Source organism: Aeromonas sp. FL131 (assembly GCF_049860615.1).
GTDB lineage: Bacteria > Pseudomonadota > Gammaproteobacteria > Enterobacterales > Aeromonadaceae > Aeromonas > Aeromonas hydrophila.
Map to the genome: position 1 here is coordinate 411041 of NZ_CP187595.1, position 13512 is coordinate 424552.

Here is a 13512-nt window from a genome sequence, read left to right on the forward strand (position 1 = left end):
CAATGGGCCGCCCCGCTGCGTTTGTGGGGGTTGCTTGCTAGAGCTTGGCCAAGAGCTTGAGGCGGGCCAGCCGCTCGGCCTCGTTGGCCTTGAGCCAGCGATCCTGCGAGAGCAGGAACCAGGCACGGGAGAAGTATTCGGCCGCCGCCGGATCATCCAGTACCAACGCATTCTCCCCCAGCTCCTCGAACAGATAGCCATCCTCCGCCACCCCGGCGGCCGCCATATCGCCCTTCAGCTGCATCAGGTCGGCCAGCGCCTGTTCGTGCTGCCCTTGGGCCCGCAGCAGGCGGGCCAGACTCCAGCGGGCGATAAACGCCTTGGCCAGGTTGTTGTGCTGCTCGTGCCAGGCCAGACACTTTTGCTGGAAGCCCCTGGCCTCATCGAAACGACCCAGCTCGAACAGGGTCCAGCCCTGGTTGTTGTAGAGGGTGGCGAGCCAGCCGCGCACCTTTTGATCGGTACTGCGCTCGGCCAGCTCCATCGCCAGCTGATGCCAGCGGCTCTGCTCTTCCAGCGGCGCGGCGATGGCGATCATGTGGGCGGCGTCGATGGCGAGATAGAGCTCCTTGTGCTTGAGCCCCAGCTGCCAGGCTTGCTCAAACAGCGTCTTGGCGCTGGCCTTGTCGCCGGCGGAGTTGAAGGTACGGCCGCGCTCCAGCAGGGCACGCAGGCGGGCCTGCGGGGTGGCATCGGTGAGGCGGGGTTCTATCTCGTCGAGCAGCTGGTGCGCCTCGGCAAACTGGCGTTGCAGTGAATGGGTGCGGGCTATCTGGGTGAGCAGTTCCAGCTCGTACTGCAGATCGGCTGCGGCGCGCGCCTCGGGCAACAGGGCATGAAAACGCAGGGCGCTGGCGGCGGGATCCCGATAATCCCACTGCGCCATGAAATCGGGCGGATTGTCCATTTGGCCTCCTTGCTGGCTATCCTCCCCCCAAGATGCCTGCAGGCCATTGTTTGTACAAGGGGCCCCCGTCACAGAGTGCCCCTTGAGTCATGTTCGCATCCGTGGCGAGCCGGTCAGTAGACCATGGCCAGGCTCATCAACATCAGGCCGAGGGCGGCGAAGGCCCCCTCCTTGATGGCGAGCCGTGGCACCAGCGCCTTGGGCAGGGCCGGGAACAGGCTGAGGGCGAAGCCGAGCCCCGGCATCAGCCAGTGAAAGGCCGGGTTACGCAGGCTGGGGTCTGCCGCACCATTGATGATGATGAGCAGAATGAAGAGGGTGAAGGCCGGCAGAATAAACCAGCGGGCGCTGCCGGCCGCAACGGCGCGCAGCGGCGAGATGCGGTAGAGCAGCAGGGTCACGATAAACAGCACCAGGGGTGCCAGCAGGTAGAGTGGAGCCGGGTTCATAACGGGTATCCTGAAAAAAGGCGTGAGCAGCAGTGGCGGGATTTAATCAGCCCAGGGCGGGGATGACCAGCCACAAGGGCCCGGGCTGTGAAGCAGATCCCGGGCAAAGGTTTGTCGGCCTGGGCTTCAGCGCAGCCAGAACCAGGCGGCAAAGCCCAGCCAGCTGATGGCCAGCAGCAGCCAGGGCAGCGGATGTTGGCGAGAAACCTCGACCAGCTCGACGATGTCGTCCGGTTCCTCATTCTGCGGCGCTGCGTGGGACTGTTTGGCCTTGGCCTGCAGTTTTTTCTGACGGCTGGCCTCGCGGGCCCGCACCTTCATCTGTTTCTTGTATTCGTCTATGCCTTTCTGGATCCCCTGCGCGATCAGCTGGGTCTGCTCCTTGGTCTGCCCCGGTTTCTGGTTGGCACGGGCAATTTTCATCGCCTCCTGCTGGGTCTCGGGGGAAATCTTGTCGTACTTCGCCATCAAAGGGTCTCCTCGGCATCGATTGGCGGGGAGTATGCCATAAAAACGGCGCCCTCAGGCGCCGTTGCAACAGCTTGTGAGCCGGATCAGGGCTTGTAGTAGGTCACGGTCGCGTAGGGCAGCGGGTTGAGGGTGCCCTGGGACTCTGCGTACTCCATGAACATCTCGTTCTCACCGACGCCGGAGTCGACGTAGTCACCCTTGTTGGGCAGCTCTTCACGCTTGAGCAGGCCGTTGTAGCCATCCTTGCCAGAAGCGATGTAGGTGTTGGCACCGACGCGGTACACCTTCTCGTCATCCAGCGGCTGCCACTGACCGTTGGCGTCCAGCAGTTCCAGCTTGGTGATGCGGGAGCCCTTGGCCAGCTTGCCGTCGTAGGTGTAGCTCAGGTGGCCGACGTAGGGGAAGGCACCGCTGGAAGCGGCGATCCCGGTCTCCAGGCCGATGGAGTAGTCAACGGCGTACTCCAGGGTGGCCCGAACGTCCTTGCCCTTGAGGTTGAAGGCGGCGATCTTGTTGCCAAACGGCAGCAGGGTACCCATCACGTAACCGACCGAGAGCGGGCCCGCATTCACGTCGGCACGCACGCCACCGGCGTTCTGGATGGTGAAGTCGACCTTGGTGTTGAGCTTGTTGAGCTTCCAGTAGAGCGACTCGGCCACCAGGGGATCGATGAGGCCAGCACCGTCCGGAGTGGTCGGCACGCGCACGTGGGTCAGCTTGGTCGGCACGTCGGCGATGATCTTGGCTTCGAGCTCGGCCACGGCCGGCTTGTACTCGGTGTCGATCACATCGCGCATGGCGGTGTTTTCCGGCACGATCTCGATGACCGGGGACTTGTTGATGAAGTCGACCACGTTGGTCTGCTCGGTGCCGCTGAGCGGCACTTTCTTCTTGGCCACTTCTTTGGTGAAGTCATCGCCGGTCATCAGGGTGTTGCGGCCCTCACACTTGGTGAGCTGGCCTTCCTTGCTGAGGGAGACGTTGACCAGGCCGTAGCCCTTGGCCCATTCACCGGCCTGCACGATACAGGTCTTGCCACCGTCCGGGTTGCTGACGATCTGGGCATAGGTATTGTCGTCGGCCGGGTTCTGGTTGTGGGCGGTGTAGCCGATGCTGTTGAGCTCGGTGATGTCGCCGAGGAAGGTCTGGGAGTGACCGCCGACGATCAGGTCGATGCCGTTGACGGCCTTGGCAACCGCCTGGTCATTTTGCAGGCCGATATGGGTGACCATGATGATCTTGTTGGCGCCCTTGGATTTGAGGGTATCGACCATTTTCTGGGCGGTCTCAATCATCGGCAGGAATTTGGTGTCGGTATCCGGTGAGGAGATGTCATGCATATTTTCCAGCACCAGCCCGAAAATACCCACGCTCTCGCCATTGACTTCCTTAATGACATATTCGTGAATATTTTCACTGTCCTTCAGGGTAGCGCTACTGGATTTCACCATATTGGAAGCCAATACCGGGAAATTCACCCGTGAGACAAAGTCTTTAATAGCCTGGTTGCCCAGATCGAATTCGTGGTTGCCGAGCACCATGGCATCGATACCCATGTCGGAGAGCAGCCGGGACTCCTCTTCACCCTTGAACTGGGTGAAATAGAGGGTGCCCTGGAAGGCGTCGCCACCGTTGAGCACCATGAAGTTGCGGCCCTCGTTGGCAGCCTGGCTGCGCAGCTCGTCCAGCTTGAACTTCAGGCGCGGATAGCCGCCCAGCTTGGCGTTGAACTTGAACAGCTCCTGGCCGGTAGGCTGGATCGCCAGCGCATTTTCGGTCGGGTCGAGGTGGGCGTGGGTATCATTGATGTGGGCAATGGTCAGATCCAGCGGAATATGTTCCTTGCTGCTGTTTTCTGAATTGCAGGCGGTCAGCCCGAGCAGGGTAATAGAGACGGTGACGGCCAGTAGCGTCTTCTTCATCGGTAATATTCCTCTTGTTGTTATAGTCCTGTATATCGTTCCTGTATGACAGGAGTGTGGCGATTCTAGGCAAAAAGTAATAATTGGAAATAAACAGAGCTGATTCCTTTGAGCTACTGCACATTAATAAAGCAAATAAACGTTTGCTCTATTTGGCAGAGCAGGGGAAGGCGCGGCGGGGATTTTCCGCCAGCATGGGTGTCAATGCAACCCCATTGGTGTCAGAGGAACTTCAAGGCGCAGGAGTGGGGCTCAGCTGCTGCAGAAATTGCTGTGGCGTGAGTGGGCGGCCATACAGGTAGCCCTGCAGGTAATCAACGTGCCGCTCGACCAGAAAGTCGGCCTGCTCCTGGGTCTCGACCCCTTCGGCGATGGTTTGCAGCCCCAGCCGGGTCGCCAGGCTGATGGTGCTGTCAAGAATATGACGGGAGAGGGCGTTGGTGCCGATCATGGCGACGAAGCTCTGATCGATCTTGAGATAGTCCACGTGAAACTGCTGCAAATAGGTGAGGCTGGAGTGGCCGGTGCCAAAGTCGTCCAGCCCGATCCTGACCCCCATCTGCCGCAACTCCTCAAACAGCCGCTCGGTAAGGTGGTTGGGGGTGATGAGCTCGCGCTCGGTCAGCTCCAGCGCCAGGGTGATCGGGTTGGCGGTGAAGGCGGCGAGAAAGCTGCGGCAGTCATCCAGCAGGCTCAACTGCTGGCAGTGGCGGGCACAGATGTTGAAGCTGAAGTGGAAGCGGGGCGGCAGCGCCGCCGCGTGTGGGGCAAACTGCAGCCGCACCTGCTGCATCAGGGTCTGGGTCATCAGGATGATGAGGCCGCTCTCCTCCGCCAGCGGAATGAAGAGATCCGGCCGGATCAGTCCCTGGCGGTGGTGCTGCCAGCGCATCAACACCTCGCAGCCATGGAGCTGGCCGTTCTGGCTGACGACGATGGGCTGCAGATAGGGCACGAACTCCTGCTTGATGATGGCGCGCCTGAGCTCCTGGGTTGGGGTCGAGATATGGCTCCACCAGCGGTAGGTGGCAAGGCCGGCCAGCCCCCCGAGGGCCAGGATCAGCAGCACCATGCTGCCCTGTTTTTGCAGGGTCATGGCCAGCACGGCACTCAGCGGGAACCCCTGGTTGAGGCTGTAGCCGAACCTGGTCGAGTCGAGCCGGTAGTTGAAGCCCCGCAGCCTGGGCGGTTGGCCATCGTGCACCTTGCCCTGCAGGTCGAGCCACTGCTCACCGATTTGCACCCAGCTGTGGGGCCCGGCGAGGTGCCACTGCAACGGTTTGCTCAGATGATAGGGGTTGATGGCGACCACCACCGCATGATCCCCTTCGCTCAGGTGGTAGAACAGCAGCGACGGTTTACGTCCGAGCTGGGTGACCGCCTCCAGCCTGAGCAGCTCGTGCTGGCTGTTCTGCAGCCGGTCTTTGAGATCGATCTCGTCGAAGATGGAGGAGCAGTAGAGGCGGCCGTTGCGGGAGAGGTTGACCGAGCGCACATAGGGGGAGGTGGCGACCAGCACCCGCAGCTCGCGGGCCACCTCGCGGCAGGGACGGCTGGCCAGCGGCAGCGCCGCCTTGGCTGCCAGGGTCGAGTGCTGCAGCGCGCTGTCGATCTGGGTCATGGCGCGTTCGGCGGCGGTCTGGGCCTGCTGGCGAGTCATCGACCAGGTCTGCCAGTAGAGGGTGACGAGGGAGATGAGGATCAGGGTGGCGCAGCACAGCAGGCTGGCCAGGAGACGAGGCATGTTGCTGCGACGCAGAAAGGGAAGAGCCATGGGCCACGCCTCGATGAAGAGTCAATTGAACAAAAAAAGGTCGGTCATACTACACAATCACACCTCAATCTCATAGCCACTACAAGGGGTGGCATGAGCGGGTGCAGGGGGTTGGAAATGCCCAAAAGCAAAGACGGCCCGCAGGCCGCCTTTGATTGTCATCGCAGAGAAACAGTGTTTAGAGCTGCTCGATGCCGACGATATGCCAGGGAGCATTGTCCTTGGCGAGGTTGCGCTCGAGGTGCCACACCTCTTTGATGTCCTCCTCGACCTGCTCCTGACGATCCATGTAGCGGCCGCTGAAGCGCACGCTGACCTGTGCCCAGTCGCTGCCGTAGTCGGCGCGCACCAGCTGGGTGTCCACATACATCACTTCGGTATGCTGCTCACCGGTGAGCTCGGCACGCTCGGCCTTGAGCTGTTCAAACAGCTCAGGACTCACGTACTCGCGTACCTTTTCCAGATCGTTTTTGTTCCAGGCTTCCTGCAGGGTGCGGTAGTGATCGCGGGCCCCGGCCAGGAAACCGTTCATGTCAAAACCTGGCGGCAGGCGGAACGGCACGTCGCTGTCGGCAAAACCGGTGGCTTGCGGGGCGCTGTGGTTCTGCTCGAACTGCTGGGGGGCCGCACTCTGGGGCGGTTGATAGCCGGCATAGGCCGTCTGCTGCTGTGGCGCCGCCATCTTGCCCTTGCGCAGGGTGCGGATCAGGAATACGGCCCCCAGTGCCAGCAGGGCGATCAGCAGGAAGTCCATCCCTTGCAGACCTTCGAAGGCGCCGCTGCCCAGCAGGTAGGCGAACAGACCACCGGCCAGCAGGCCGCCGAGCAGGCCGCCCATCATGCCGCCCTTCTTGGGTGCCTGGGCGCCCACGGTGGGGTTCTTGGTGTCGACGGGTTTGGCGGCCGGTTGGGCCGGAGCCGTTTTATAGCTCTTGCCAAAGGATTTGCCGCCGCCAAATTTCTTGGCCTCGGCAATGGGTGCCCCCAGGCCAATGGCCAGGATCACGGCAAACAGGGTCAGCATCTTTTTCATTTTGACTCTTTTCACTCTCATCAGTGGGTGGGGCATGCTCTGCTTTGGCAAGCTCAGCGAGGCGCATGGCAGGCTGCCTGTCCCTCGTTGTATTGCAGCTTGCGACTATGATTAACATGGTTGGCATGAATTATTCATGAACAGATTGCCCCGATCGGGGGGCGTTGCGAGGAGACAGGCCATGAAAAGTCGACGACCGAGCCGCAAGGAGCGCAAACTGCGCAACAAGGCGAGAGCCAAACCGCAGGATCAGACCCTGGTCTGGCCCTTCATGATTGTATGAATGCGAAACGGATTTCATCGACAGGCGGCGCCAGCAACCATCAGGAGGGCGGTTGTGGCTGACAGAAGTGAATAGCGTGCATTTGCACTCGCGATGACGGGGTTTCTTTTGTAAAATTCCCGTCCCCTTCCCGCTGCGGTTTTTATGTGTATGGCAGAGCAAGTGACGGCGAAAAAAGACGCCAAGACACAACAGCTGAAAGTACCTCCCCACTCTTTTGAGGCCGAACAGTCCGTACTGGGCGGCCTGATGCTGGACAACGAGGCCTGGGATCGGGTCGCCGAACGGGTGATCGACAAGGATTTCTACAGCCGCCCGCACCGTCTGATCTTCCAGGCCATGACCCGCCTCTCCAATACGGGTAACCCCATCGATCTCATCACCTTGCAGGAGGAGCTGGAGCGCTCCGAACAGCTGGAAGAGGCCGGTGGCTTCGCCTATCTGGTGGAGATCGCCAAGAACACCCCGAGTGCCGCCAACATCAGTGCCTACGCCGAGATCGTGCGTGAGCGGGCGGTCGTGCGGGAGATGATCTCGGTCGCCAACGAGATAGTCGAAGCGGGCTATGAGCCGCAGGGGCGCACCTCCGGCGATCTGCTCGACCTGGCCGAGAGCAAGGTATTCAAGATTGCCGAGCAGCGCAGCAGCGCCAACGAGGGGCCCCAGCCGCTCAAGCTTATTCTCGAGCAGACCGTCGACAAGATTGAAGAGCTGTTCAAGACGCCCCACAACGGCGTGACCGGGGTATCGAGCGGGTACGGTGATCTCGACAAGATGACCGCCGGCCTGCAGCGCTCGGATCTGGTGATCGTCGCGGCCCGTCCCTCCATGGGCAAGACGACGTTTGCCATGAACCTGTGCGAGCATGCGGCGCTCACTGCCGACAAGCCGGTACTGATCTTCTCGCTGGAGATGCCCTCCGAGCAGATCATCATGCGTATGCTCGCCTCGGTGGGGCGCATCGACCAGACCAAGGTGCGGACCGGTCAGCTCGACGACGAGGACTGGGCGCGGCTCTCCTCCACCATGGGATTGCTGCTGGAGAAGGGCAAGATGTACATAGATGACGCCTCCGGCCTCACCCCGACCGACGTGCGTTCTCGCGCCCGTCGTATCGCCCGTGAGCACGGTGGCCTCTCGATGATCATGATCGACTACCTGCAGCTGATGCGGGTGCCGGCGCTCTCTGACAACCGGACCTTGGAGATCGGCGAGATCTCCCGCTCCCTCAAGGCCTTGGCGAAAGAGTTGCAGTGCCCGGTGGTGGCGCTCTCCCAGCTCAACCGAAGCCTGGAACAGCGGGCCGACAAGCGCCCGGTCAACTCGGATCTGCGGGAATCGGGCTCCATCGAGCAGGATGCGGACTTGATCATGTTCATCTACCGTGACGAGGTCTATCACGACGACAGCCCCGACAAGGGGATCGCCGAGATCATCATCGGCAAGCAGCGTAACGGCCCCATCGGGCGGGTGCGCCTCACCTTCCAGGGCCAGTTCTCGCGCTTTGACAACTACGCGGGTCCGGCGTTTGATGATGACTACTGATCATCGTCATCGCGTCCTGAAGAGAAAGAAAGTGGTGAAAGTCATCGCTGCAAAGCCGCGTAACGGTGCCAATATGCGGCCAGGTGCGCCTCACCTTCCAGGGTCAGTTCTCGCGTTTTGACAACTACGCGGGCCCGGCGTTTGATGATGACTACTGATCATCGGGTGTGCACGCTTTGCGTGCGGCACCCTGATGATGGCAAAGAGAGTTCCAGAAACAGTTTTCCCGGTTCGACAATTCTGCCGGTCCGGCCTTAGACGATGACAATTAAGGGCTGACACCCCCCGGTGCCTGGCGCGTTCGCGCGTTATCATGCCCTCGTAAGGGAAAACAGATGAAAGCGGCTATCGCCCAAATCAATACCGCGGCCCTGCGCCACAACCTCGCCGTGGTGAAACGCCACGCCCCCCAATGCAAGATCATTGCCGTGGTCAAGGCCAACGCCTATGGCCATGGGCTGCTGCCGGTCGCCCGCACCCTGGTGGATGCGGATGCCTATGCGGTGGCCCGCATCGAAGAGGCGCTGATGCTGCGCTCCTGCGCCGTGGTCAAACCCATCGTGTTGCTGGAAGGCTTCTTCAGCGCGGCCGACCTGCCGGTGCTGGCGGCCAACAACCTGCAGACCGCAGTGCACACCTGGGAGCAGCTCGAAGCGCTGGAACAGGCTGATCTGCCTGCCCCCGTGGTGGCCTGGCTCAAGCTCGACACCGGCATGCACCGCCTCGGCGTGCGGGCCGACGAGATGCCGGCCTTTATCGAGCGGCTCGCCAAGTGCAAGAACGTGGTGCAACCGTTCAACATCATGACCCACTTCAGCCGCTCCGATGAGCTGGAGCAGCCCACCACCCGCGAGCAGATCGACTTGTTCAGCCAGCTGACCGCGCCACTGTTGGGCGAGCGGGCCATGGCCAACTCGGCGGGCATCCTGGCCTGGCCGGATTCCCACTGCGACTGGATCCGCCCCGGCGTCATCCTCTACGGCGTTTCCCCCTTCCCCAATACGGTGGCGGCCGATTACGACCTGCAGCCGGTGATGACCCTCAAGACACAACTGATTGCGGTGCGGGATCACAAGGCGGGCGAGCCGGTGGGCTATGGCGCCAACTGGGTGTCGGATCGCGATACCCGGCTCGGGGTGATTGCCATCGGCTATGGCGACGGCTATCCACGCATGGCCCCCAACGGCACGCCGGTGCTGGTCAACGGCCGCATCGTGCCACTGGTGGGGCGGGTCTCCATGGACATGACCACGGTGGACCTCGGCCCCGGCGCCACCGACAAGGCCGGCGATGAGGCGGTGCTGTGGGGTGAAGGGCTGCCGGTAGAGCGGGTGGCCGACCAGATTGGCACCATCCCCTACGAGCTCATCACCAAGCTCACCTCCCGCGTCTTCATGGAATACGTCTAGGTGCCGTGAGCGCCAAACGTCAAAAAGCCCCGCATGCGGGGCTTTTTTTATGTGTCGTCAGCGACCTACGGATTACCGATATTTTACTGCCTGTGCATCCGTACGAACTTTTCCATCAGCTGATCTTCGGTCTCCACATGAGCGGGATCCCAGATGATGCAGTCCATGTAGAGCAGACGCTGATGCCGATGTTACTGCCGGTGCATTCGCACGAACTTTTCCATCAGCTGATCTTCGGTCTCCACGTGAGCGGGATCCCAGATGATGCAGTCGATGGGGCAGACGCTGATGCAGGTCGGCTTCTCGTAGTGACCGACGCACTCGGTGCAGCGACTGGGGTCGATCTCGTAGATCTCCTCGCCCAGGCTAATGGCCTGGTTCGGACACTCGGGATCGCACATGTCACAGTTGATGCACTTGTCGGTGATGAGCAGTGCCATCTCAGGCGGCCGAGTGTGGCTGACGGGTATCCTGGCGCTCACCGAGGTTGCGCAGCAGGATGCCGTAGTCAACGTCCACTTCCTTCGGCACCGGCACATAGACCACGTGGCCGTTGCCCGGCGCGGTGTCGATGAGCTCGCCCTTGCGGTTCTGCATCTGCTCCAGATTGAAGCTGAGGTTGCCCTGCGGGGTCATCAGTTCCAGGCTGTTGCCCACCAGGAACTTGTTTTTCACCTCGACTTCCACCATGTCACCGTTGCGACCGGTGATCTCGCCGACAAACTGTTGGGTGTCGGAGACGGAGTAGCCGTAGTCGTAGTTCTGGTATTCGCTGTGGTTGTGACGACGCAGGAAGCCCTCGGTATAGCCGCGGTGGGCCAGGTTTTCGAGGGTGCCCATCAGGCTGCGGTCAAACGGCCGGCCGGCTACCGCATCGTCGATCGCCTTGCGATAGACCTGAGCGGTGCGGGCGCAGTAGTAGAAGGACTTGGTGCGGCCTTCGATTTTCAGGGAGTGCACGCCCATCCTGGTCAGTCGCTCGACGTGCTCGACCGCGCGCAGATCCTTGGAGTTCATGATGTAGGTGCCGTGCTCGTCTTCGAACGCGCTCATGTACTCGCCCGGGCGGTTGGACTCTTCCAGCAGCACCAGCGCATCGGTCGGTTTGCCAAGACCCAGGGTGTTGTCCGGGCGGATGGCGATGGGCTCCTGACGGTGGACGATCTGGCCCACGTCATCTTCCTTGCCTTCGTGCACCTTGTACTCCCAGCGGCAGGAGTTGGTGCAGGTGCCCTGGTTGGGGTCACGCTTGTTGATGTAGCCGGAGAGCAGGCAGCGGCCGGAGTAGGCCATGCACAGCGCCCCGTGGACGAACACTTCCAGCTCCATCTCCGGCACCTGCATGCGGATCTCCTCGATCTCGTCCAGCGACAGTTCGCGGGAGAGGATGACCCGGGTCAGGCCCATCTGATGCCAGAACTTCACCGTGGCCCAGTTGACCGCGTTGGCCTGTACCGAGAGGTGGATCGGCATGTCGGGGAAGGCTTCGCGCATCATCATGATGAGACCGGGGTCGGACATGATCAGCGCATCCGGCTTCATCTCCACCACCGGACGCATGTCGCGGATAAAGGTCTTGAGTTTGGAGTTGTGGGGCTGAATGTTGGCCACCACGTAGAACTGCTTGCCGAGGGCATGGGCTTCGTTGATACCGAGCTGCAGGTTCTCGTGATCGAATTCGTTGTTGCGCACCCGCAGGCTGTAACGGGGTTGGCCGGCATAGACGGCATCGGCGCCATAGGCGTAGGCGTAACGCATGTTCTTGAGGGAACCTGCGGGGGAGAGCAATTCTGGTTTAAACATGGCGGACTCTTCGTATCTGATTGCAAATCAGGACGGCGCCACCTGATGGCGCCGTATGGGTTGAGCTGCGCCGGGAGTGGATACTCGCTCGGCGCGACCCGATAACGGCATATCCGGGCTGCAGCAGGCACCGGATAAACGGGGTGCGAGATTGTACTCGCCCTCACCGCATCATGCAATTTGGCAGGGGAAGGTCCCCGGCGCGAGTCGGCGGTCAAAAAAGGGGCGGTTCAGGCCCAGCGAGAGAGGAGGGAGGGCATGGCGTAGGCGTAGCCTTGCTGATAGTCACAACCGAGCCGGTTGGCTATTTCGATGTGTTGCAGGGTCTCGACCCCTTCGCACACCACCTTCATGCCGAGCCGCTGCAGGTACTCCACCAGACCGGTCAGCATGCGCAGGGCATGGGGCGTCTTGCTGGCTTGCAGCAGCAGGGAGCGATCCAGCTTGATGACCTCGTAGGGCAGCGCCAGCATGCGCTGGAAGTTGCACTCCAGGGTACCGAAGTCATCGCAGGCGATATGGGCACCGTGGCTGCGCAGTACCTCGATCAGCGCCCTGTGCTGCCGCTGCAGCGGGGCCTGTTCCAGTACCTCGAACCAGACCTCGATCCCCAGCTTGCGCGCCTGCATCAGCACCAGCAGCAACAGGTTCTGATAGGTGGGGCTGTTCAGGGTCGGGTTGAGATTGATGGAAAGAAAATAGGGCCCGCTTTTTGCCAGGGTCGGCAGATCCCGCATGATGGCCCTGAGCATGACGATGTCCAGATGCAGGGATTGCTCCTCACTGAGGGAGGCAAAGTCGATGCCCTGATAGCTCTGCTGGGCCGGCTCCCAACGTCTGGCCAGCACCTCATAACCCTTGACCTGATGATCCCGACCGATGATCGGCTGATAAAAGGGCACGGCAAGATCGGCCACCGCGATGCTTGCCATGTCACTTATTGGGTACTCTTCTTGAAATGCAAACACGGCACTCACCTGTTGACGGATATGGCTGCGGATAATACAGGAGAGATGGGTTAATGCTCTGTAGGAATCCTCTGATAATGCGGCCGAATTTGCAAAGTCAATATAGGACTTTTCTGATTAACTTCCCCCGCGGTTATAAATACACTGACTCCAGTGATATACAGCCAGTTTGTATTTTTTTGATACATAAAATCTGGCATGTGAAACCCAGTCTGGAATTGTCATGAAGAAAATTTTTTCTATCTTTTTTCTGATATGCAGTGGCAATGCGCTGGCATCGGCTGAAATCAGTATAGGTACGCTCTATGACTATATGTCTGGCCAGCAGAGTACTTATTTAAAGCGTATTCGTAATCAGGGTGATGCTACCGCCTTTGTAAAGGTCGCCATTCACGAAATCACCTACGATGCGGCTGGCCAGCCGCAGGAGTCGGCAGAGTTAACCGAGGGGCGTAGAGCACTGATTGCCAGCCCCTCCCGCATGATTATTCCGGCCAATGGGGTGCAGGCGACCCGGCTGCTGTTTATGGGAGAGCGGGACAAGGAGCGCTATTTTAGGGTCCGTTTTATTCCTGTGTTGCCAAAGCAGGAGGATGGCTTCGATTTGGATGCCAATTCGGTCCATAAGGAACAGCAGCAAGTCTCAGCCGGGGTAAATATATTGACAGGCTTTGGCGCCATTATTTTTGTGATGCCAAGAGAGAGTCGATTTGATACCCAGTTTATAAAGACGGACACCATGACAACAGTCGTGAATAAGGGTAACGCCACCATAGTGCTGGATTTTTTTGAAGAGTGTGATGGGCGGAAGAAAAACTGTTCCACCCCAAGCAAGATCCATCTGTTGCCAAATATGCAGAAGCAACTGATGAAAAAGAGCGATCACCTTTACCGGTTTGAACTGATTGAGGGTGACAAGAGCAGAAACATGGTGATTGGTCACTGATG

General features: G+C 60.2%; 12 protein-coding genes. 3 read left to right on the plus strand and 9 right to left on the minus strand.

The genetic code is table 11. The features are described from left to right. Window positions 1–37 precede the first annotated feature (37 nt). From ACPW75_RS02050 to ACPW75_RS02075, 6 genes are all read right to left on the minus strand, one after another. On the minus strand, window positions 38–907 hold the full coding sequence (locus tag ACPW75_RS02050) for a tetratricopeptide repeat protein (protein WP_077095338.1): 870 nt from the start codon (window positions 905–907) through the stop codon (window positions 38–40). Between the two features lie 113 nt (window positions 908–1020). After that, window positions 1021–1356 carry a hypothetical protein gene (locus ACPW75_RS02055; protein WP_005303968.1) on the minus strand — a complete coding sequence of 112 codons (336 nt, stop codon included), beginning with the start codon at window positions 1354–1356 and terminating at the stop codon, window positions 1021–1023. 126 nt (window positions 1357–1482) lie between these two features. Continuing rightward, a complete protein-coding gene (locus tag ACPW75_RS02060) occupies window positions 1483–1824 on the minus strand; it encodes a DUF2956 domain-containing protein (RefSeq protein WP_077095337.1) in 342 nt (113 codons plus the stop codon). An 86-nt stretch (window positions 1825–1910) separates the two neighbouring features. Continuing rightward, window positions 1911–3749 (minus strand): bifunctional metallophosphatase/5'-nucleotidase, encoded by a 1839-nt coding sequence (locus ACPW75_RS02065; protein WP_077095336.1) that lies wholly within the window; start codon window positions 3747–3749, stop codon window positions 1911–1913. 232 nt (window positions 3750–3981) lie between these two features. After that, window positions 3982–5523 carry an EAL domain-containing protein gene (locus ACPW75_RS02070; protein ID WP_077095335.1) on the minus strand — a complete coding sequence of 514 codons (1542 nt, stop codon included), beginning with the start codon at window positions 5521–5523 and terminating at the stop codon, window positions 3982–3984. A gap of 178 nt (window positions 5524–5701) precedes the next feature. Beyond that, on the minus strand, window positions 5702–6556 hold the full coding sequence (locus ACPW75_RS02075) for a Tim44 domain-containing protein (protein ID WP_011704944.1): 855 nt from the start codon (window positions 6554–6556) through the stop codon (window positions 5702–5704). A gap of 433 nt (window positions 6557–6989) precedes the next feature. Between ACPW75_RS02075 and dnaB the strand changes: the two genes are divergently transcribed. Both dnaB and alr read left to right on the plus strand, forming a co-directional pair. Then, the gene (dnaB, locus tag ACPW75_RS02080) at window positions 6990–8384 is read left to right on the plus strand and encodes a replicative DNA helicase (protein WP_077095334.1); all 1395 of its coding nucleotides are present in this window, start codon (window positions 6990–6992) and stop codon (window positions 8382–8384) included. Window positions 8385–8719: 335 nt separating this feature from the next. Beyond that, window positions 8720–9793: an alanine racemase gene (alr, locus tag ACPW75_RS02085; protein WP_017408770.1), complete on the plus strand. Its 1074-nt coding sequence runs from the start codon at window positions 8720–8722 to the stop codon at window positions 9791–9793. A 191-nt stretch (window positions 9794–9984) separates the two neighbouring features. On the opposite strand, the gene ACPW75_RS02090 is transcribed toward alr, so the two are convergent. The 3 genes from ACPW75_RS02090 to ACPW75_RS02100 form a co-directional block, all read right to left on the minus strand. Further along, a complete protein-coding gene (locus tag ACPW75_RS02090; RefSeq protein ID WP_005334896.1) occupies window positions 9985–10233 on the minus strand; it encodes a YfhL family 4Fe-4S dicluster ferredoxin in 249 nt (82 codons plus the stop codon). A gap of 1 nt (window position 10234) precedes the next feature. Next, entirely contained in the window at window positions 10235–11596 is a 1362-nt protein-coding gene (gene yegQ, locus ACPW75_RS02095; protein WP_016349728.1) for a tRNA 5-hydroxyuridine modification protein YegQ, read from the minus strand. 230 nt (window positions 11597–11826) lie between these two features. After that, complete coding sequence (locus ACPW75_RS02100; RefSeq protein WP_077095333.1) at window positions 11827–12564, minus strand: EAL domain-containing protein; 738 nt, start codon at window positions 12562–12564, stop codon at window positions 11827–11829. Window positions 12565–12787: 223 nt separating this feature from the next. Between ACPW75_RS02100 and ACPW75_RS02105 the strand changes: the two genes are divergently transcribed. Continuing rightward, window positions 12788–13510 (plus strand): hypothetical protein, encoded by a 723-nt coding sequence (locus ACPW75_RS02105; RefSeq protein ID WP_077095332.1) that lies wholly within the window; start codon window positions 12788–12790, stop codon window positions 13508–13510. The last annotated feature ends 2 nt before the right edge of the window (window positions 13511–13512 follow it).